The sequence below is a fragment of the Mesorhizobium sp. B2-8-9 genome (genome assembly GCF_006439475.1).
Lineage (GTDB): Bacteria > Pseudomonadota > Alphaproteobacteria > Rhizobiales > Rhizobiaceae > Mesorhizobium.
On record NZ_VFTQ01000001.1, the window covers coordinates 224,778 to 243,969 of the forward strand.

Annotated in this window: 17 protein-coding genes; 7 read left to right on the top strand and 10 right to left on the bottom strand. The window is 64.0% G+C overall.

Annotated elements, in window-relative coordinates:
* Window positions 1-26: 26 nt before the first annotated feature.
* From FJ423_RS01180 to FJ423_RS01195, 4 genes are all read right to left on the bottom strand, one after another.
* Window positions 27-320: a GYD domain-containing protein gene (locus FJ423_RS01180; protein ID WP_095766734.1), complete on the bottom strand. Its 294-nt coding sequence runs from the start codon at window positions 318-320 to the stop codon at window positions 27-29.
* Between the two features lie 204 nt (window positions 321-524).
* The gene (gene rpoD / locus FJ423_RS01185; RefSeq protein ID WP_095766628.1) at window positions 525-2,552 is read right to left on the bottom strand and encodes an RNA polymerase sigma factor RpoD; all 2,028 of its coding nucleotides are present in this window, start codon (window positions 2,550-2,552) and stop codon (window positions 525-527) included.
* 426 nt (window positions 2,553-2,978) lie between these two features.
* A complete protein-coding gene (gene dnaG / locus FJ423_RS01190) occupies window positions 2,979-4,919 on the bottom strand; it encodes a DNA primase (protein WP_140838494.1) in 1,941 nt (646 codons plus the stop codon).
* 137 nt (window positions 4,920-5,056) lie between these two features.
* On the bottom strand, window positions 5,057-5,419 hold the full coding sequence (locus FJ423_RS01195; protein ID WP_140838496.1) for an RcnB family protein: 363 nt from the start codon (window positions 5,417-5,419) through the stop codon (window positions 5,057-5,059).
* Window positions 5,420-5,783: 364 nt separating this feature from the next.
* Between FJ423_RS01195 and FJ423_RS01200 the strand changes: the two genes are divergently transcribed.
* The 3 genes from FJ423_RS01200 to FJ423_RS01210 all read left to right on the top strand — a co-directional run bounded on the left by FJ423_RS01200 (window position 5,784) and on the right by FJ423_RS01210 (window position 9,061).
* Window positions 5,784-7,448 carry a Na/Pi cotransporter family protein gene (locus FJ423_RS01200; RefSeq protein ID WP_140838498.1) on the top strand — a complete coding sequence of 555 codons (1,665 nt, stop codon included), beginning with the start codon at window positions 5,784-5,786 and terminating at the stop codon, window positions 7,446-7,448.
* 95 nt (window positions 7,449-7,543) lie between these two features.
* Window positions 7,544-7,753: a DUF2061 domain-containing protein gene (locus tag FJ423_RS01205; RefSeq protein WP_095766624.1), complete on the top strand. Its 210-nt coding sequence runs from the start codon at window positions 7,544-7,546 to the stop codon at window positions 7,751-7,753.
* Between the two features lie 126 nt (window positions 7,754-7,879).
* Window positions 7,880-9,061, top strand: a complete 1,182-nt coding sequence (locus FJ423_RS01210; protein ID WP_140838840.1) for an MFS transporter — start codon at window positions 7,880-7,882, stop codon at window positions 9,059-9,061.
* 105 nt (window positions 9,062-9,166) lie between these two features.
* Here FJ423_RS01210 and FJ423_RS01215 read toward each other — a convergent pair whose 3' ends face one another.
* Both FJ423_RS01215 and FJ423_RS01220 read right to left on the bottom strand, forming a co-directional pair.
* Window positions 9,167-9,724 (bottom strand): GNAT family N-acetyltransferase, encoded by a 558-nt coding sequence (locus FJ423_RS01215; RefSeq protein ID WP_140838500.1) that lies wholly within the window; start codon window positions 9,722-9,724, stop codon window positions 9,167-9,169.
* 47 nt (window positions 9,725-9,771) lie between these two features.
* On the bottom strand, window positions 9,772-10,482 hold the full coding sequence (locus FJ423_RS01220) for a DNA helicase (protein ID WP_140838502.1): 711 nt from the start codon (window positions 10,480-10,482) through the stop codon (window positions 9,772-9,774).
* A gap of 283 nt (window positions 10,483-10,765) precedes the next feature.
* Here FJ423_RS01220 and FJ423_RS01225 point away from each other — a divergent pair, with 283 nt between their 5' ends.
* A complete protein-coding gene (locus tag FJ423_RS01225) occupies window positions 10,766-11,764 on the top strand; it encodes a hypothetical protein (RefSeq protein ID WP_140838504.1) in 999 nt (332 codons plus the stop codon).
* A 9-nt stretch (window positions 11,765-11,773) separates the two neighbouring features.
* Here FJ423_RS01225 and FJ423_RS01230 read toward each other — a convergent pair whose 3' ends face one another.
* The gene (locus FJ423_RS01230) at window positions 11,774-12,223 is read right to left on the bottom strand and encodes a GatB/YqeY domain-containing protein (RefSeq protein WP_140838506.1); all 450 of its coding nucleotides are present in this window, start codon (window positions 12,221-12,223) and stop codon (window positions 11,774-11,776) included.
* Window positions 12,224-12,483: 260 nt separating this feature from the next.
* Here FJ423_RS01230 and carA point away from each other — a divergent pair, with 260 nt between their 5' ends.
* Complete coding sequence (gene carA, locus FJ423_RS01235; RefSeq protein ID WP_140838508.1) at window positions 12,484-13,689, top strand: glutamine-hydrolyzing carbamoyl-phosphate synthase small subunit; 1,206 nt, start codon at window positions 12,484-12,486, stop codon at window positions 13,687-13,689.
* A gap of 14 nt (window positions 13,690-13,703) precedes the next feature.
* Here carA and FJ423_RS01240 read toward each other — a convergent pair whose 3' ends face one another.
* From FJ423_RS01240 to mntR, 3 genes are all read right to left on the bottom strand, one after another.
* Window positions 13,704-14,972 (bottom strand): TCR/Tet family MFS transporter, encoded by a 1,269-nt coding sequence (locus tag FJ423_RS01240; RefSeq protein WP_140838510.1) that lies wholly within the window; start codon window positions 14,970-14,972, stop codon window positions 13,704-13,706.
* A 164-nt stretch (window positions 14,973-15,136) separates the two neighbouring features.
* Window positions 15,137-16,057 carry a neutral zinc metallopeptidase gene (locus FJ423_RS01245; RefSeq protein ID WP_140838512.1) on the bottom strand — a complete coding sequence of 307 codons (921 nt, stop codon included), beginning with the start codon at window positions 16,055-16,057 and terminating at the stop codon, window positions 15,137-15,139.
* A gap of 154 nt (window positions 16,058-16,211) precedes the next feature.
* The gene (gene mntR / locus FJ423_RS01250; protein ID WP_176476973.1) at window positions 16,212-16,667 is read right to left on the bottom strand and encodes a manganese-binding transcriptional regulator MntR; all 456 of its coding nucleotides are present in this window, start codon (window positions 16,665-16,667) and stop codon (window positions 16,212-16,214) included.
* Window positions 16,668-16,890: 223 nt separating this feature from the next.
* On the opposite strand from mntR, the gene FJ423_RS01255 reads away from it, so the two are divergent.
* Window positions 16,891-18,249 carry an Nramp family divalent metal transporter gene (locus FJ423_RS01255; RefSeq protein WP_140838514.1) on the top strand — a complete coding sequence of 453 codons (1,359 nt, stop codon included), beginning with the start codon at window positions 16,891-16,893 and terminating at the stop codon, window positions 18,247-18,249.
* A gap of 36 nt (window positions 18,250-18,285) precedes the next feature.
* Window positions 18,286-19,128 (top strand): methyltransferase domain-containing protein, encoded by an 843-nt coding sequence (locus FJ423_RS01260; protein ID WP_140838516.1) that lies wholly within the window; start codon window positions 18,286-18,288, stop codon window positions 19,126-19,128.
* The last annotated feature ends 64 nt before the right edge of the window (window positions 19,129-19,192 follow it).

Genomic DNA, 19,192 nt, shown 5'->3' on the forward strand with positions numbered 1-19,192 from the left:
CAGCGCGCTGCGCCCGTTAGCCCACTTTACCCGAGCGAACTGATGATCTCGCGATAGGCGAATTCCGGAAACGCCTTCATCGTCCGCGTTTTGACATTGCCGCCCGACGACAACATCAGCGCGAAGCGGGCGAGCACCGCATCATCCGGCGCTTCGACGATGGCGACCATGTCGCATTCGCCCATGGTCAGGTAGAACGCCTTGAACGAACCGCCCATTTCCCCCAGCAGCTTCTTGGCCGCATCGAGCCGCTTCGGCGATTCCCGCACATTCTTGGCGCCGAGCTCAGTCCAGTTGATAAGCACGATATAGGTTGTCATGGCACACCTCCCACCGGGAGCCACGGAGCGCGACACCTGGCCGCTGCGACCGGCGCCGGGGCGGGCATCCGGCTTGCCGCCCATAAATGCATCCGACGCCCGATTATCCTCCTGTCGGGCAAAGCGGACAAGGCGGCATGAGAGATAGCCGGAAAAGCAAAAAGGGCGCCCGAGGCGCCCTTTCGATTTCGTGTTGTATTCCGCTCAGCTGTCGAGGAAGCTTCTCAGCTTGCGCGACCTGCTCGGATGCTTGAGCTTGCGCAGCGCCTTGGCCTCGATCTGGCGGATGCGCTCGCGCGTTACCGAGAACTGCTGGCCGACTTCTTCCAGCGTATGATCGGTGTTCATGCCGATGCCGAAGCGCATTCTGAGCACGCGCTCCTCGCGCGGCGTCAGCGAGGCAAGCACGCGCGTCGTCGTCTCGCGCAGGTTGGCCTGGATCGCCGCGTCGATCGGCAGAATCGCCATCTTGTCCTCGATGAAGTCGCCGAGATGCGAATCCTCCTCGTCGCCGACAGGCGTTTCGAGCGAGATCGGCTCTTTGGCGATCTTCAACACCTTGCGCACTTTTTCCAGCGGCATGGCGAGCTTTTCCGCCAGTTCCTCCGGCGTCGGCTCGCGGCCGATCTCGTGCAGCATCTGGCGCGAGGTGCGCACGATCTTGTTGATCGTCTCGATCATGTGCACCGGAATGCGGATGGTGCGCGCCTGGTCGGCGATCGAGCGGGTGATGGCCTGCCGGATCCACCAGGTGGCGTAGGTCGAGAACTTGTAGCCGCGACGGTACTCGAACTTGTCGACGGCCTTCATCAGGCCGATATTGCCTTCCTGGATGAGATCCAGGAACTGCAGGCCGCGGTTGGTGTATTTCTTGGCGATGGAGATGACCAGGCGAAGGTTCGCCTCGACCATTTCCTTCTTGGCGATCGCGGCCTCGCGCTCGCCCTTCTGCACCTGGTTGACGATCTTGCGGAATTCCAGGATCGAGATCGCCGTTTCGGTGGCGAGGTTCTGGATCTCGGCGCGCAGCTCCTTGATCGCATCCTTCTCGTTCTTGGTGAACTCCTTCCAGCCGCGCGACGTCAGGTTGGCGATCGAGCGCGTCCAGTTCGGATCGAGCTCCGAGCCCTGATACTCCCGCAGGAACTCCTCGCGGCGCACGCCATAGCTTTCGGCGAGGCGCAAAAGCTTGCCCTCGTTCTGCACCAGGCGCTTGTTGATGTCGTAGAGCTGCTCGACCAGCGCCTCGATACGGGCGGCGTTAAGCGACAGCGACTTCACCGCCTTGATCAGCTGGTCCTTCAGCTCCTTCAGGCGGCGGTCCTGGCTGGGCGACAGCGTGCCGGCCGCGGCCAGGCGGTTCTCGACCTGCTGGTCCTGCAGCTTGCGCAGCTTCTTGTAGGTATCGGCGATGACGTCGAGCGTCTCCATCACCTGCGGGCGCAGTTCCGCTTCCATCGCGGCCAGCGACAGGCTCGCCTCGTCCTCGTCGTCTTCCTCTTCCTCCAGCCCGCGCGTGTCGCCGCCGACATTGGTGATGTCGTCTTCTTCCTCGCGTGCCGCCGAACGGCCGCGCGGCTTCTCCTCGGGCTTGGGCGCTTCCTCGATGCGTTCGACGACGGGCGCCTGCTTGGCTTCGGGGCCGGCATAGGTCGCCTCGAGGTCGATGATCTCGCGCAGCAGGATCTTCGATTCGTTGAGCTCGTCGCGCCAGATGATGATGGCCTGGAACGTCAGCGGGCTTTCGCACAGCCCCGCGATCATCGTTTCGCGGCCGGCCTCGATGCGCTTGGCGATCGCAATTTCGCCCTCGCGCGACAGAAGCTCGACCGAGCCCATCTCGCGCAGATACATGCGCACCGGGTCGTCGGTGCGATCGGTAGGCTCTTTCTTGGTGGTCGTGGCGGCGACAGCGGTGCCGGTCTGCTCGGCGAGCTCGTTGGCGTCTTCCTCGGCGTCGGCGGCCGGCTCGGCTTCCGCCTCTTCGCCCACCTCGTCGTCCTCGACGACGTTGATGCCCATGTCACTGAGCATCGCATTGATATCTTCGATGCGGTCCGGATCCGTCTCTTCCGAGGGCAGCACCGCGTTGAGCTCGTCGAGCGTGACATAGCCGCGTTTCTTCGCGGCCTTGATCATCTTCTTGACAGCATCGTCGGAAAGGTCGAGCAGGGGGCCATCAGTGGCGCCTTCGCGTTCGGTCTCGACCTCTTCCTTTTCCTTTGTCGCCATTCTTTGTCGTCTCCAAGCGGCCGAATATCGAGGCCGCGTAAACTGCCGTACCGGTTATGCTGGAAGCGCTCGCGCCGGAACGCTTTTCACCGGCCCAGCAACCGTGTCATCTCTTTTGTTTTGTGCATGTCTCTGTCCCAAACCGGTTTCCACTTTTGGGCGACATGCATTAAGTCCAGATTAACCCTGATATCTGGAGCGGGCACTTTGCCTGTCCAGTCGCCACCGGTGCCTCACATCGCTCGAATTCCCGCCGATGCCGTGGCACGGTTAACGTTTCGAATCGTCCTGATTCCGCCAATCTGCCAGAAGGTCAAGCGCCTCTGGCATGATTCGCATGAAAAAAGCGAATCAATTACCCGACTTAGAGGCGTCGATTCGACGCGCCGCGCATTTCCACTTCACTTCCAATGGGTGGTGTTCGGCCTAAACGCGGCCAACCCTGCCCGACGAGACGCCGAATCCTTCGATCAGCGCTTCCGTTGCCTGCACATCGTTGAATTGCGCTTGAATCTCGACGAGATGCCGGAAGTTTTCGTCCGAAGGGTCTGCATCGAGCGCCGCCTGCGCCTGTTTCAGCTCTCTATGTAATGTGCGGGCGCTGCGCTGCAAGTGGAGCGCCTGGTTGAAGGCGTCGCGGGCATCGTCAAGCGCCGCGGTTTCGAGCGCCGGCCATTGCCGCGCGCGCTTGATCAACTCGACAGCCCGCTCCCAGATGCCGCCGCAGCCGGCGCGCTCGATGGTGGCGATGACCGCGCCGCGCTCGTCGGCCGCTTCATGCGCCATGGCGTCGAGAATGGCCGCGTGCAGCTTGCGCAAATCCGAATTGGCGAGGTCGAGGAATTCGACATGCGCGAAATTCTCGTCGATCAGCGCCGGATGATTGACCAGCGCCACGATAATCGTCGCTTCGCGCACCGACATCCCCTCGCCGGCCCGCTTGACCAGCGCCGAGCGACCCAGGCTCTCGGTGATCGCGGCGCGCCCGCCGGCCGCCCCACCTTTCGCGAACTGCCCGCCGGGCACGGGCGACTTGCCCTGCCCTGGCTTCCAATCCTGACGGCCTTGCCGAACGCTCCGCTGGGAGCCGAAGAAGTTCCGCTCCCGCTCGTCCATTGTCTGCTGATAGTAATAACGCACGCTCTCGTCACGGATGCGGCTGGTCAACTCCCGCAGCCTTTTCCGCAACTCAGCTCGCCGCTCCGGCGTATCGAAGACACCGCCTGCCGTCTCGCGCATCCATAACAGTTCGTCCAGCGGCCGCGCATCGGCAAGCACGGCGCGGAACGCGTCCGGCCCCTCGGCCTTGACCAGATCGTCGGGATCCTTGCCTTCCGGCAACAAGGCAAAGCGCGCCCGGCGGTCGGTCTGCGCCGACGGGAGCGCGAGATCGGCCGCACGCCATGCCGCCTTCAGCCCGGCCTGGTCGCCGTCGAAGCACAGCACCGGCTCGGGCGCCATGCGCCACAGAAGCTCGAGCTGGTTTTCGGTGAGCGCAGTACCGAGCGGCGCCACGGCATTCTCGAAGCCTGCCTGCGCCAGCGCGATCACGTCCATATAACCTTCGACGGCGATCACCGTGCCGCCCTTGGCCAACGCCTTGCGGGCGCGCGCGAAATTGTAGAGCACGTTGCCCTTGTGGAAGAGCTCCGTCTCCGGCGAATTCATGTATTTGGCGAGCGCGTCGGGTGCCAGCGCGCGCCCGCCGAAGGCGATGATCTTGCCGCGCGAATCCGGGATTGGAAACATGATGCGGTCGCGGAACCAGTCATAGGAGACCGGAATGTCGTCGCCGTGCCGCACCAGGCCGCAGGCTTCGATATCCGCCTTCGGCACGCCCTTGGCGGCAAGATGCTCCTTGAGCGCGTTGCGGCTGTCGGGCGCATAGCCCAGACGGAAGGATTGCTGCGTCGCCGGCGTCAGCCCGCGGTCGCGCAGATACGCGCGGGCTTTGGCGCCGTCGGCGCTCTGCAGCCGCTCCTGGAAGAAGGCGGTCGCCATTTCCATGACGTCGGTCAGGCTGGCGCGTTCCTTCTCGCGCCGCTCTTCCTGTTCGTCGCGCACCGGCATCGGCACGCCGGCCATCTCGGCGATCTTCTCGACGGCTTCGGGGAAGCTCATGCCGTCTAGCTCGGTGAGGAACTTGAAATGGTCGCCCGAAACCGAGCAGCCGAAGCAGTGATAGCGGCCCTTCTTGTCCTCGCAATGGAAGGACGGGCTCTTCTCGCCGTGGAAAGGACAGCAGGCCCAGTAGTCGCCGCGCGACGCGTTGGTCTTCTTCCTGTCCCATGCGACGCGCGTGCCGATGACCTGCGAAATCGGCACGCGGTCGCGTATCTCGTCGAGGAAGGCGGGCGGAAAGCGCATCGGGGAACTCGTTTGCCCTCCATATAATCAAGCCGCCCGGGCACGGCGACCCCATCCGGCCCATCGTACCCGCTTTTCACAGACGAAAAGAAGGCGGCCGGGGGTGGCCGCCTTCCGAATTTCGCGATTGTCGCGGATTACCGCGCGGCGATCGCGCCGAAGACGATGCCGGAGAGGATGCTGACCAGCAAATAGTCGTTGCCGACGCGGATCCATTCCTGGCCGGGACCAGGGCGGCGCAGGCCGTAGCGGTTCCAGTCGCGGACTGGCTGGTGACGCTTCCAGTCGGAATATCTCTGGCCGTTGCGCCAATGGCTGCGCCTCACCACCTTGTTCTTGACGATGACCCGCTTGTCGACATGCCTGCCGGGCTTCTGCCAGTCGACCTGGGTGTAGCTCGACTGCGGCGTGCTCGGCTGGGCGAGCGGCGCGGCCTGGCCGGCGAAGGCCGATGCAGCCAGCATCGAGGCGGTGACGGCGGAAAGTATGAGACGCTTCATGGTCGGTGCTCCTTGTTGTCGATAGGCAGGAGAAATAGCCGCCAATGGATGAACTGAAACTGAACATGAGGATTACAATTCTGTAATGGTTTCCGATACTTGCAGAGCCTGCTTCAACAAGGTTCCGGATTGCGCTCGGCGCTGCCGTCCAAGCGGCGGTTCATCCTGACCGAAACGCCGCCACGCGCCCCGTGCAACCAAAGCGCCCTGCATTCATTTCCGACATGGTCCGTCGAGCAGAGGCTATCATCGCATCAGAAAAATCTATTATTCGGCTAATCTTAACTGCTATATTTCCAGGCCTCGATATGGCTAAGATTCGTATCCCCCTCCACGCCGCCGGAGCCGCCTTGCGAGGTCGGCCGTGAGCGGCTCCGTCGTCCTCCTGCACCTTGCCGGCGCGGTGGCGCTGATGCTGTTCGCCACCCGCATGGTCAAGACGGGGGTCGAGCGCGCCTATGGCGACGTGCTGCGGCACAGGCTGCGCGCCACCATGCGCAATCCGATCATGGCGGTGCTGGCCGGCTGCGGGCTGGCGGTCGCGCTGCAGAGCTCGACCGCGGTGACGCTGCTGGTCGGCTCCTTCGCAGGCGCCGGCATCGTTTCGGGCGCCGCCGGCCAATTGGCGGTGCGCGGCGCCGAGATCGGCTCGGCGCTGGTGGCCAAGCTGCTCACCTTCGACCTCACGCTTTTGGTGCCGCTATGCCTGATAGCGGGCACGGTCATGTTCATGGCCACCGAGCGGCGCGACTGGCGCCAGCTGGGTCGCATCCTGATCGGCGTCGGCCTGCTGATCCTGTCGCTGGAGATGATCGGGCAGGCCTCGGAGCCGCTGCGCAACAGCCAGTTGATGCCGCTGATCATCAATTATTTCTCGGGCGACTCCATCACCACCTATCTCCTGGCCGCGCTGGTCACCTGGCTGTTCCAGTCGAGCATCGCCGCGGTCCTTCTGATGGCGACGCTGGCGGGCCGCGGGTTGATCACGCCGGAGCTCGGCGTGGTGCTGGTGCTCGGCGTCAACCTCGGTTCGTCGCTGATTGCGCCGATGCTGACGCGATCGGCGCCGCCGGAGGTGCGCATCGTGCCGATCGGCAATCTCTTGATGCGCGGCCTCGGCTCGCTGATCATGCTGGTCCTGATCATGACCTTCAAGCCGGACGTCGCCTTCCTCGGCAAAACCGCGCCGGACCAGATCGTCAACGCCCACATCCTGTTCAACGTGCTGATCCTGCTCGCCGGTCTGCCGCTGGCCGGCCTCGTCTACCGTGCGTCCGAAAAGATCGTCGCGCTGGGCAGCAAGCCGCAACCGACCGCCCCGCTCGAGGTCGTCGAGCTTTCGGCGCTGAACGAAAGCGCCCTCGATACGCCGAGCCAGGCGCTGGCCAACGCGACGCGTGAAGTGGTGCGGGTCTGCGAGACGGTCGAGATCATGCTGAAGCGCATCATCGAGCTTTACGAGGATGCCGATCCCGCCAAGATCAAGGCGCTTGCCGCGCTCGACGACCGTGTCGACAGGAAGCACGCCGCGATCAAGCTCTACCTCGCCAAGATCACCAGGAATCCGCTGACCGAGGACGAGGCATTGCGGTGCCAGGAACTGATCGGCGCCTGCGTCAAGCTGGAGCAGGTCGGCGACATCATCGTGCGCAACATGCTGGTGCATGTCAGGAAGAAGCTGGAGCGCGGCCTGGAATTCACACCGGAAGGCTGGCAGGAGCTCTGCGCCTTCCATTCCTCGGTGCTCGCCAATGCGCGGCTCGCCTTCAACGTGCTGGTCTCGCGCGATCCCGAAACCGCCCGCCAGCTGGTGCTCGAAAAGGACCAGCTGCGCGACCGCGAGAAGGAAGCCAGCGCCAGCCACTTCCTGCGCCTGCGCGACGGCACCGCCAAGAGCGTCGAGACGAGCTCGATCCACCTCGACACCATCCGCGACCTGAAGCAGATCAACTCGCTGCTCGCCTCGATCGCCTATCCGGTGCTCGAGGAGCGCGGATTGCTCGGCGGCTCGCGGCTGAAGGCCAGCTAAGGCTGCCGAAGGCAGCCGAAAAATTTAGTCTTTGCCCATCCTCGCTTCCGTCGGCTAAGGATCGCCGGTGGACCTGTTGGGAGGACGATCCGTCGATGGACACGCATTCGCGCAGCTTCGCCAAGGCGCTTTCATGGCGCGCCACCGGCACGATCGACACGATGATCATCTCCCTGGTGGTCACCGGCAGCATCAAGCTCGCCGCCACGATCGGGCTCACCGAGGTCGTCACCAAGTCGCTGCTTTACTACCTGCACGAACGGGCCTGGCTGAAGATCCCTTACGGGCGCAAAACGGCAGCGTAGCAGCAAGCGACAGGCCGGCTTTGATGCGTCCCGTCAAGAAAAGCTAAAGCGCCATCGCCAATTTCTGCATTGCCGCGCCCGCGCAGGCATGGTTTGAGACGTGCATTCCTCGCCTATGTTTTGAACATGCTGCCGCTGATTGCCCTTTTCCTTGCCGCCTTCGCCTTCGGCACCACCGAATTCGTCATCGCCGGCGTGCTGCCGGAGGTGGCGCAGGGCCTCGGCGTTTCGGTGCCCACCGCCGGCTATCTCGTCTCCGGCTATGCCTGCGGCATTGCCATCGGCGGCCCGCTGCTGGCTTTGGCCACCGGCAAAGTCTCGCGCAAGACGCTGCTGATTGGGCTCACGATCGCTTTCACCCTTGGCCAGGCGGCTTGCGCGCTGGCGCCCGATTTCACCTCGATGCTTCTGCTGCGTGTCGCGACTGCCGTGGCGCATGGCTGCTATTTCGGTGTCGCCATGGTGGTTGCGGTCAGCCTGGTGCGCGAGGACCAGCGCGGCCGGGCAGTCGCGGTCATTCTCTCGGGGCTGACGGTTTCCAATATCATCGGCGTGCCCGCCGGCACCGCGATCGGCAGCCTATGGGGCTGGCGCGCGACCTTCTGGGTGATGGGCGCGCTGGGCCTCGTCGCGATCCTCGCCATGCTGGCGCTGCTGCCGCGCACGGCGGGCGCCGCCAACCGGCCAGCCGGGCTGGCGCGCGAAGTTCGCGTGCTCGGCCGCCAGCAGGTCTGGACCTCGCTGATCCTGATGCTGATGCTGATGATCGGCCAGTTTGCGCTGTTCACCTACATCACGCCGATGCTGCTCGAGGTCACGGGCCTCGACGAGGGCCTGATCCCCTTTGTGCTTTTGCTCAACGGCGTCGGCGCCACGATCGGCGTCCTGGTCGGCGGCAAGCTCGCCGACTGGAAGCTGATGCCGTCGCTCATCGTCATGCTTGCCCTGCAGGCGGTGACGCTTGGCGTCATCTATCTTGTCAGCCCCTATCCGTTGCCGATGGTCGCGGCAATCGTCATCTGGGGCGGTCTCAATTTCGCCATCGGCGCGCCGATCCAGACGCGCATCCTCGCCTGGACGGCCGATGCCTCCAACCTCGCCTCCTCGCTGATCCCGTCCGGCTTCAATGTCGGTATCGCGCTGGCTGCCTCGCTGGGCGCGGCGATGCTCAATGCCGGCCTGGGCTATCGCAGCCTGCCGCTGGCCGGCGTGCTCGCCATGCTGGTGGCGGTCGTGGTGGCTTTTGCGTCGCAGACCTGGGAATGGCGCAGCCGCGCGACACCGCCGCTGCCGGCGGCCGCGGAATAATTTAATGCATGTCGCCCAGAAGTGTGCAGCGGTTCTGGGACAACGACATGCATCAGAACAAAGATTTAAAGCGCGTCGCCTGAATCCGTTTCAGCGCGACGCGCTTTAAAGATCGATCCGGAACCTCAGGCTCTCTGCGCCGCCATAGGCTGCAAGCTTGGCAAACCGCCCGACCAGCCTGCCGCCATTGGCAAGCACCACTTTGTGCGAGGCAGGATTGTCGAGATCACTGGTGATCTCGACATAATGGAGCCCGACCGCTCTCGCCTCGTCCAGCATCAGCCGCAGCGCTTCAGTGGCATAGCCGCGGTTGCGCTTCCACGGCACCACCGCATAGCCGATGTGGCCAAGCACATGCGAGGGCAGCTCCGACGTACCCTTCTGCCAGCGAAAGCCGATCGAGCCGGCGGCCTCACCGTCCCAGATCCAGCGCCGGAATCCAGGCAGCCGCGCGACCTTGGTGCCGTCGGGCAAAGCGATGGGCGGCCCTTTCGCTTCGGGGTCATCAAGGCCGGCGAGAAATTCGACGGGATCTTTCTCGATCGCCTCGAGTTGCTCGCGCGTCGCTTCGAGGAGCCGCACATTGTCGGGCGACCAGCCGCGCTCGAGCGCCGCCTTGTAGGACGGCAAATGTTCGAGCGCGGGTTTGACGATTTCGATCATGCTTGGCTTCCCTGTCGAGACCGGCATAGAAGCGACACGCATCGCTCTCAAGTCGCCTGAAACCGGATTTCGCCCTTGTTCAGGAAACAGGCTTTGTCGAACAGCGACAGGTCGAGCGGGTTCGGCAGCCGGATATCGCCGATATCCGGGAACGCTTTCCGGGCGCAATCATATGACCTGTCGACCTGCGAGATGAAGATGAGCACCAGTCCCCGTTCCCGGGCAAACGACTTCAAGGCGTGTATCTGGACCATGAGTTCCGGATTCTCCCGGTTCTGGTCGAGCAGTTGCAGATAGTCGATGACCGCCAGCGTGCCGCGCGGCGCCGCCCGCAACGTCTCGATGATGTAGGCGGCGCTGATGGCGTCGGAATTGTCGAACTCGAACAGGTGGTTGAAATCGGCCGGGTCGACGCCGATGTCACGGAACCGATCGAGGATATCGGCATGCATGTATTCCAGGGTGAAGAATACGGCGCGACTGCCTTGCTTCATGGCTGCCACGGCAAGTTCGAGGCTCATCAGCGTCTTGCCCTGCCCCGGCCGCGCCGCCACGAGGACCATGTCGCCGGGGATCAGCCGCGCCAACAGGGCGCCGGCTGGCGCAGCCTCGGCAGCCTTGGCCGCAAGCAGGCTCCAACTGCCGAAGCCTTGCTTGGCGGCAACGCGGTCGAGCGCCTGGTGGAGGGGCACATTTTCGCTGCGGGACAGAAGCCGCGCCTGGCGCTTCAGATGATAGACGGGTGCGGAAAACCGCATCGAAAAACCTCCTGCCGCGAGCAGTCTTGACAACCCCTCCTTATGTCTGGCGCTCGAACAGTTGGTTCGGTGATAAACTGCCCTGCATGAACGATGCTTCCCGACGGAGGGAGGAGGCGTGGGCGCGCCGGAATCAGATCATAGCTTAATCGAGGCGGGCCGAAAATCCGACCTCCAAAAGGCGTCGCTAAACTAGAAGTGTTTCGCCGATGCGTGCGAGACCTTCTATAATCGTCCATGCTGATTCACGGGTACGAGACATTTCGACGGGAGGGGCAAGAGGGTGCGGTTGAGATCTGTTCCGCGGGGCGCAGCCATCTTCTGCCTTGTCGCGATCCTGGCCGCCCTGACGGCATCGGTCAGCTCTTTTGCGGCCTTGCGGCCGTCGACCGTTCCCGACTGGTTGCAGCGCCATGTCGGCGATGGCGAAGGCCAGATCTCTCAGGTCGTGCTGGAGCGGGCGCGCGCGCTCTACCAGAAGAAGGTCAGCGAAGGTTCGGTCAGCAACCCCTGCTACTTCGCCATGGATGCCACGCGTCCCGCGGATTTGGGCAACAGCGTGCCTGGCCAGCGCTACTACATCATTTGTGAAAGCAAGCAGCTCTTCCGCGCGGTTTCCTCGGGCCATGGCGGCGGACGCAACCTGAAAGGCGTTGCCGATTTCTCCAACGGCAGGCGCTGCGCCAAGAATTTCGGCAACGCCATGGACTCGGCGCTGACGGCCGGCGGCGCCTATATGACGGCCGAGACCAAGACGTCCTTCAAGGGCTACTATCGTGTCGGCGCGCAGAACGCGGTGTTCATGCGCAGCTTCATCCAGTTCGACGGCGAAGGCGAGGCGGCGAACGCCAGACAGCGCGTGATCGGCGGCCATCCGGCCGCGATCTTGAAGGGCCTGTGCATGCGCAAGAGCCCGCAAAGCTCCTACGCCGACCATGACGGCCTCGTTCCGTTCGGCAAGCTGGTGAACTATGCCGGCGGCCGCAGCAATGGCTGCACCAGCTGGTCGCCCGCCGACGCCGAGCAGATCATCCCCCTCGTGAAGAACAACCCGACGACGCTCTACATCTATCCGGAATCACGCGACATCGCCGCTGTCGCCCGGGCCAAGGCTGCCGGCCAGGCGCTCTCAAATGCGGGCACCTATTGGAACGCCTCCTGCCTGAAGGAGATCGGCACTCCCAAATTCTGGCCGAAGAAGATGCTGGAGCCGATCATCGCCAAGTACAAGAAGGATCATCCGGCACCACCGCCGCAGCCGGTGCCGATCTGCAAGGACTGACACCGTCGTCTATTGCAGCAACCCCTTGATGAGGGCGCTCGCCTTGGCGAAGTCCATCTGGCCGGCATATTTCTGCTTCAGCGCGCCGATCACCTTGCCCATGTCCTTCTGGCTGGCCGCGCCCGTCGCCGCGATCGCCTCGCGCGCCGCAGCCTGGATCGCCGCGTCGTCGAGCTGCGTCGGCAGGAACTCGCGGATGATCGCCATCTCGCCGCGCTCCTGCGCCGCCAGCTCCGGCCGCTTGCCATCCTCGAAAGCCTTGGCGGATTCCTCGCGCTGCTTCACCATCTTGGCGAGAATCTGCAGGATCTCCTCCTCGCTCGCCGGCGGCTTTCCGGCGCCGCGATTGGCGATGTCGCGGTCGTGGATGGCGGCCTGGATCAGCCGCAGTGTCGGCAGGCGGTGCTTGTCCTGTGCCTTCATCGCGCTCTTCATGGATTCGGCGATTTTCTCGCGCATCGTGCTTCTCCTTCGAACGCGGCGGACAATAGCTTTGCCGAACGGCCAACGCAAATCCCGCCAAGCCGCTGATATTGCTGGACGAAAGCAAATCGGCCGTGGTCTGGGGGCGCCGCATTGACCGCTCCGGCGCGTTCGCCTATGTACTCGGTCCTGCATGAGACAATGAGTTGACGCGTGGGAGCCGGGCAATCCAGCTTCGCGCCTTGCTGCGCAAATGGTCCTCCCGACCGATTGCCGCGCCTGACAGGAGTGCCGCCATGGCCACGACCACCGCCCCGTGGGCAACCGAAAAGCCGACCGCCCTTCTGGTACTCGCCGACGGCACGGTGATCGAAGGCCGCGGCCTTGGCGCCACGGGATCGGCGGTTGCGGAAGTGTGCTTCAACACCGCCCTGACCGGTTATGAAGAAATCCTCACCGATCCGTCTTACGCCGGCCAGATCGTCACCTTCACCTTCCCGCATATCGGCAATGTCGGCACCAATGACGAGGACATCGAGGATTTGCATCCGGCCGCCCGCGCCGGCGCTGTCGGCGCCATCTTCAAGGCCAACGTCACCGACCCGTCCAACTATCGCGCCGCCGGCCATCTCGACCAGTGGCTGAAGCGGCGCGGCATCGTCGCGCTGTCCGGCATCGACACCCGCGCGCTGACTGTGCTGATCCGCGAGAAGGGCATGCCCAATGCCGTCATCGCGCATGCGCCCGACGGCGTCTTCGACATCGAGGATTTGAAGCGGCAGGCGGCTGCCTGGTCGGGTCTGATCGGCCTCGATCTCGCCAAGGAGGTCACGTCGGGCCAGTCTTCGGTCTGGCGCGAGACGCCCTGGATCTGGAACGAAGGTTATGGCGAGCGGAGCGAGCCTTCCATGCACGTCGTGGCCGTCGACTATGGCGTCAAGCGCAACATCCTGCGCCTGCTTGCGGGTCTCGGCGCCAAGGTCACCGTCGTGCCGGCCAAGACCGGCGCCGAGGAGATCATGGCCATGCAGCCGGACGGCATCTTCCTATCGAACGGCCCCGGCGATCCGGAAGCGACCGGCGAATATGCCGTGCCGGTGATCCAGGATCTCTTGAAGACCGACATCCCGGTGTTCGGCATTTGCCTCGGCCATCAGATGCTGGCGCTGGCGCTCGGCGGCAAGACCGAGAAGATGCACCAGGGCCATCACGGCGCCAACCATCCGGTCAAGGACCACACCACCGGCAAGGTCGAGATCGTGTCAATGAACCACGGTTTCGCCGTCGACGCGGACTCGCTGCCCGAAGGCGTCGAGGAAACCCATGTCTCGCTCTTCGACGGGTCGAATTGCGGCATCGCCCTGACCGGCCGTCCAGTGTTCTCGGTTCAGCATCATCCCGAGGCCTCGCCCGGCCCGCAGGATTCGCATTACCTGTTCCGGCGCTTCGTCAACCTGATCCGCGAACGGCGCGGCGAGGAAGCGCTGGCAGAACGCTCCTAGCCTAAACCACCAGCCTAAGCAGCGTCGGTGACCACTTCCGGCGCATGCATGCGCTCGACTTCCTTCGGCGTCGGCTTGGCCACCTTAGTCACGAAGACGATCACCGCCAGCGTCAGGAAAATCGCGCCCAGCACATAGGGAGCGCCGCCGAACACGACCGGCGCCGCCGGGCCCGTGAACCAGGAAAATATCGCGGTGTAGAGCAGCGGCGTGACGATCGAGGTGATCGAGAAGATCGAGGTCATCGCGCCCTGCAATTCGCCCTGCGCCGAGGGCGGCACCTTGGCGGCGGCGAGGCTCCTGAGCGGCGGATCTGCGAGCGCTTCCAGGCAACCGGCCACGATCACCGCATAGATCATCCAGCCTTGCGTCGAAAACGCGTAACCGAAGGCGCTGAGCGCGGTGAAGGTCAGGCCGATCGCCGCTGTCCTCCACTCACCAAGTTTCGGAATGATCCGCGGCAGCACCGTCGCCATGATGATCGCCCCGCACAAGCCGAAGGCGCCGAGCGAGAAGCCGATCTGCTGCTGGTTCCAGCCATAGCGGTAGTTGGAGACGAACGCCCACACCGCCGGATACATCATATGGCCGAGCGTCATCAGGAAGAACACCAGCCCGATCCAGCCGATGCCGGGGTAATTGCGCATCTGCATGAGCGTGCCGACCGGATTGGCGCGCCTCCATTCGAAACGGCGACGATGCTTCTCGTCCAGCGTCTCCGGCAGCAGGAACATCGCGATCAGGAAATTCACGAAGGCAAGTGCTGCGGCGAAATAGAACGGCACGCGCGGCCCGAACGTGCCGAGCAGACCGCCCAGCACCGGGCCGATGACGAAGCCGACGCCGAAGGCGATGCCGAGTAGGCCGAAATTCTTCGCCCGGTTCTCGTCGTTCGAGATGTCGGCGATGAAGGCGGATGTCGTCGAATAGCTGGCGCCGGAAACACCGGCGAGCACGCGGCCGATGAACAGCATCGGATAGGACCAGGCGATGGCGCAGATCAGGTTGTCGATGGAAAAGGTCAGCACCGAGGCAAGCAGGATCGGCCGCCGGCCGAACCGGTCGCTTAAGCCGCCCATGATCGGCGCGAAGACGAACTGCATCGCCGCATAGACGAAGAACAGCCAGCCGCCCTCGATCGCGGCCTGGCTGACTGTGACGCCGCTCAGTTCCTCCAGATAGGCTGGCAGCACCGGCATGATGATGCCGAAGCCGATGACGTCGAGCAGCAGCGTGGTGAAAACGAGCGCAAGGCCCCGCCTGGCGGTTTTGGGGTCGATCATGATGATAATCTCCTCAGGCCGCCCGGGGCAAAGACGGGAGGAATCTTATAGGCGACGTCGCCGATAGGAACAATACGCGAACGAACGCAATTGCCTCATCCTGACATCACTTGCCAGCCGCGTTGATCGCCGATCCTCGCCGCCAAAGAAGCGGCAGGGCCGCGTCAGATCGGACCGCCCATCGTGTTGCAGTCGGACAGCTTGCCGCTCTTGATGCCGCGCGCCAGCCACGTCTGCCGCTGCTGCGAGGTGCCGTGGTTGAAGCTTTCCGGCACGACATAGCCCTGCATTTTCTTCTGCAGCGTGTCGTCGCCGATCTGCTTGGCCGCGTTCAGCGCGCTTTCTATATCGCCCTGCTCCAGGATGCCCTTCTGCTGCGTGTAATGTGCCCAGACACCAGCGAAGCAATCGGCCTGAAGCTCGATGCGGACCGACAGCTGGTTGGCGTCGGCCTCGCTCATGCCTTGCCGCATCTGGTTGAACTTGCCCATGATGCCGGTGAGATTCTGCACATGGTGGCCGACCTCATGCGCCACCACATAGGCACGGGCGAACTCGCCGGACGCGCCGAACTGCTGATCGAGCTGCTGGAAGAAGGTCATGTCGAGATAGACCTTGCGATCGCCCGGGCAGTAGAACGGCCCGGCCGCCGCCGAGGCGAAGCCGCAGGCCGAACGGACCTGGCCACTGAACAGCACCAGCTTGGGATCCTGGTAGGTCAGCCCTTCGGACTTGAAAATGCCGGTCCAGGTGTCCTCGGTATCGGCAAGCACGGTCGCGACGAACTGCTTCATCTCGTCATTGGCGGGGGCGTTGCCATTGTCCTGTGTGTCGGAGATCTGGCCGCCGTCTCCCGGCACCAGGCCGCCGCTGCCGTCACCCAGGATCTGCGATGGATCGAAGCCGAAATACCATCCTGCGAGCACGACAAGGATAACCAGGATGATGCTGCCGCCGCCACCGGTACGGCCGCCGATGGGGATGCGGAACTGGCCACCGCCGCCCAATCCGCCGCCAGGCCCGCCGCCGCTGTCGCTGCGTTCGTCTTCGATGTTGTCGCTCTGACGACGGCCTCTCCAAAGCATGGCAACTCCTCGCGACACGAACGTCCTGGAGGGACCGGCATGCCACCGCCCCCTGCAGACAATTATCGCAACGAATACGTCAAGTCAGTATTTTTCGCGAGGTCGGTACCGACACTTTGCGTCCTGCAGCGCTATTCTCGTATCGAGCCCGAGCTCAACGAGCGGAGGTCATCGCCCGGCGGAAAGCTTCTAGCGTTTCGGCGCTGACATGGTGCTCGATGCCCTCGGCGTCGATGCGCGCCGTCTCGGCGCTGACGCCGAGAGAGCGCAGGAAGGCCTCGACCGTCTGGTGGCGGATGCGGCTTTGCTCGGCGACCCTGCGGCCGGCCTCGGTCAGGAACACGCCCCGATAGGGCTTTCGCGAGACCAGCCCGTCGGCGCACAGCCTGGTCAGCATCTTTGCCACCGTCGGCTGCGCGACGCCGAGCCTTGCCGCGATATCCACCTGCCGCGCTTCATTGCCGTCCTCGATCAGGTCGGCGATCAGCTCGACATAGTCCTCGACCAGCGCGCTACGACGCGCCTCGCGCGTCTGCCGGAAACCCGCCGAATGGATTTCGGCATCGGGAAGCGGCTCTTCGCGTCGAACCGGTTTGTTCCTCAGCGCCAATCCGCGCTCCTCCTTGAATCGGGACCGCATCCATAGCACGAACCCCTGATGGTCCGGCCGTTTATTTGCATTCCCGCTCATGCGCAACCGGCGTTTGCAGCAGCCCGCCGCCAGCCTTGTCTCGGCTCATCACGAAAGCAGGATCAATGAAATATAGCATATTGCATAATGTTGAGCCATGGCGTAGATAAGGGGCACGTTCGACAATTCCAGCGGAAATCCCATGTCCGATGCCGATGCAGCAACCGTAGCCCGACCCGCATGGCGATTCGACAGGCCCGACGACGAGCAGCCGAGCCTGCGCGAGGTGAACGCCTCGATCGCGGTGCCGCGGACCGGCGTCTGGTTCCGCCACCTGTTCGCCTTCATGGGGCCGGGCTACATGGTCTCGGTCGGCTATATGGACCCAGGCAACTGGGCGACCGACCTCGCCGGTGGTGCCCAGTTCGGCTATACGCTGCTTTTCATCATCATGCTGTCGAACCTGATGGCGATCCTGCTGCAGGCGCTTGCCGCGCGTCTCGGCATCGCCACCGGCCGCGACCTCGCCCAGGCCTGCCGCGCCTATTATCCGCGCCCGGTCAATCTGCTGCTCTGGATCGCCTGCGAGCTGGCCATCATCGCCTGCGACCTCGCCGAGGTGATCGGCACGGCGATCGCGCTGCAGCTTCTGTTCGGCATTCCGCTGATCGGCGGCGCCATGCTGACCGCGCTCGACGCTTTCCTTGTGCTGCTGCTGATGAACAAGGGCTTCCGCTATCTCGAGGCCTTCGTCGTCGCGCTGCTGATCATCATCTTCGGCTGCATTGCCATCCAGATCTTCGTCGCCGCGCCGCCGGCCGGCACGATCCTGCATTCGATGTTCGTGCCATCGCCGGAGATCGTCACCAATCCGGCGATGCTCTACATCGCCATCGGCATCATCGGCGCGACAGTCATGCCGCATAATCTCTATCTGCATTCCTCGATCGTGCAGACCCGCGCCTATGAGCGCACCGATGCCGGCAAGCGCGACGCCATCAAATGGGCGACGACGGATTCGACCATCGCGCTGATCCTGGCGCTGTTCGTCAATGCGTCGATCCTGATCGTCGCGGCGGTCGCCTTCCACGATACCGGCCATCACCACGTCGCCGAGATCGGCCAGGCCTTCGAGCTGCTGTCGCCGCTGCTCGGCCTGGGCATCGCCTCGATCCTGTTCGCCGTCGCGCTGCTTGCCTCCGGCCTCAACTCGACCGTCACCGCGACGCTCGCCGGCCAGATCGTGATGGAAGGCTTCCTGCGCCTGCGCATCCCGCAATGGGCGCGGCGCCTGGTGACGCGCGGCATTGCCATCGTCCCCGTGGTGGTCGTCACGGCACTCTATGGCGAGAAGGGAACCGGCCAGCTGCTCGTCTTCAGCCAGGTGATCCTGTCGATGCAGCTGCCTTTCGCGGTGGTGCCGCTGGTGCAGTTCGTGTCGGACAAGAAGAAGATGGGCAATTTCGCCATACCGCGCGGCGTTGCGGCGTTGGCCTGGGTGGTTGCCGCTGTCATCCTCATTCTCAACTTCAAGCTCCTCTACGACACCTTCGCCGGCTGACCGCGACATTCGCGCCGGCCGCGCTATCTTCGCGCCATGGCCAAACCGGACGAAGCCCGCAGATTCTACGCCAGGCTGATGGCTGCGCACGCCCGGTCGGCCGATCCACGCATCGAGGAGGTGTTCGCCGCGGTGCCGCGCGAGGCCTTCCTGGGTCCGGGGCCATGGACCGTCTTTGCCGGCGAAGGCCGGTTCCAGACGCCGAGCGCCGATCCTGGTTACATTTACCAGAATGTTCTCGTCGTGCTCGATGCCGACAAGGGCATCAACAATGGCGAGCCGATGCTGCACGCGATGTGGCTCGGCAAGGTCGAGCCGAAGCCTGGCGAGCACGTCACCCATATCGGCGCCGGCACAGGCTATTACACGGCGCTGCTGGCGAGGCTGGTCGAGCCGGGGGGCGGCGTCACCGCCTTCGAGATCGAGGCCGATCTTGCCGCGCGCGCCAAGGCGAACCTGGCCCGGTACCGCAACATCGAGGTGATCCATGGCGACGCCGTCGCCAACCCTTTGCCGCCCTCCGACATCGTCTATGTCAATGCCGGCGTCGTCGCGCCGCCCGCCGCGTGGCTGAAAGCGCTGAAGCCCGGCGGCCGCATGATCTTTCCGTGGCGTCCCTCCGAAACAGTCGGCCTCGCGGTGGTCGTAATGCGCCTGGAAAACGGCTTTGCCTGTCGGCCCTTCATGGGCTCCTGGTTCATCCCTTGCGTCGGCGCCTCCACTGCCGAGCCGGGCGCAAAAATACCGACACGTGAGCGCGCCGCGCGCACGCGCTCGATCTGGCTGAGGGAAGACAAGGCGCCGGACCGGACGGCAACCGCCGTCTTCGGCGAGGTCTGGTTCTCGTCACGCGCCATTCGCGTCGACGACACGCGCTAGAAATTCGCGGGGCTGTGTCGGAGATCAGCCTTGCCGTTCGTCCTTGGAGCAATTCCAGGAAAAG

Excerpts from the sequence above, each read along its gene's own strand:
- FJ423_RS01180 (WP_095766734.1), bottom strand. The coding sequence starts at position 320 with ATGACAACCTATATCGTGCTTATCAACTGGACTGAGCTCGGCGCCAAG.
- rpoD (WP_095766628.1), bottom strand. The coding sequence starts at position 2,552 with ATGGCGACAAAGGAAAAGGAAGAGGTCGAGACCGAACGCGAAGGCGCC.
- dnaG (WP_140838494.1), bottom strand. The coding sequence starts at position 4,919 with ATGCGCTTTCCGCCCGCCTTCCTCGACGAGATACGCGACCGCGTGCCG.
- FJ423_RS01195 (WP_140838496.1), bottom strand. The coding sequence starts at position 5,419 with ATGAAGCGTCTCATACTTTCCGCCGTCACCGCCTCGATGCTGGCTGCA.
- FJ423_RS01205 (WP_095766624.1), top strand. The coding sequence starts at position 7,544 with ATGGACACGCATTCGCGCAGCTTCGCCAAGGCGCTTTCATGGCGCGCC.
- FJ423_RS01210 (WP_140838840.1), top strand. The coding sequence starts at position 7,880 with ATGCTGCCGCTGATTGCCCTTTTCCTTGCCGCCTTCGCCTTCGGCACC.
- FJ423_RS01215 (WP_140838500.1), bottom strand. The coding sequence starts at position 9,724 with ATGATCGAAATCGTCAAACCCGCGCTCGAACATTTGCCGTCCTACAAG.
- FJ423_RS01220 (WP_140838502.1), bottom strand. The coding sequence starts at position 10,482 with ATGCGGTTTTCCGCACCCGTCTATCATCTGAAGCGCCAGGCGCGGCTT.
- FJ423_RS01230 (WP_140838506.1), bottom strand. The coding sequence starts at position 12,223 with ATGCGCGAGAAAATCGCCGAATCCATGAAGAGCGCGATGAAGGCACAG.
- carA (WP_140838508.1), top strand. The coding sequence starts at position 12,484 with ATGGCCACGACCACCGCCCCGTGGGCAACCGAAAAGCCGACCGCCCTT.
- FJ423_RS01240 (WP_140838510.1), bottom strand. The coding sequence starts at position 14,972 with ATGATCGACCCCAAAACCGCCAGGCGGGGCCTTGCGCTCGTTTTCACC.
- FJ423_RS01245 (WP_140838512.1), bottom strand. The coding sequence starts at position 16,057 with ATGCTTTGGAGAGGCCGTCGTCAGAGCGACAACATCGAAGACGAACGC.
- FJ423_RS01255 (WP_140838514.1), top strand. The coding sequence starts at position 16,891 with ATGTCCGATGCCGATGCAGCAACCGTAGCCCGACCCGCATGGCGATTC.
- FJ423_RS01260 (WP_140838516.1), top strand. The coding sequence starts at position 18,286 with ATGGCCAAACCGGACGAAGCCCGCAGATTCTACGCCAGGCTGATGGCT.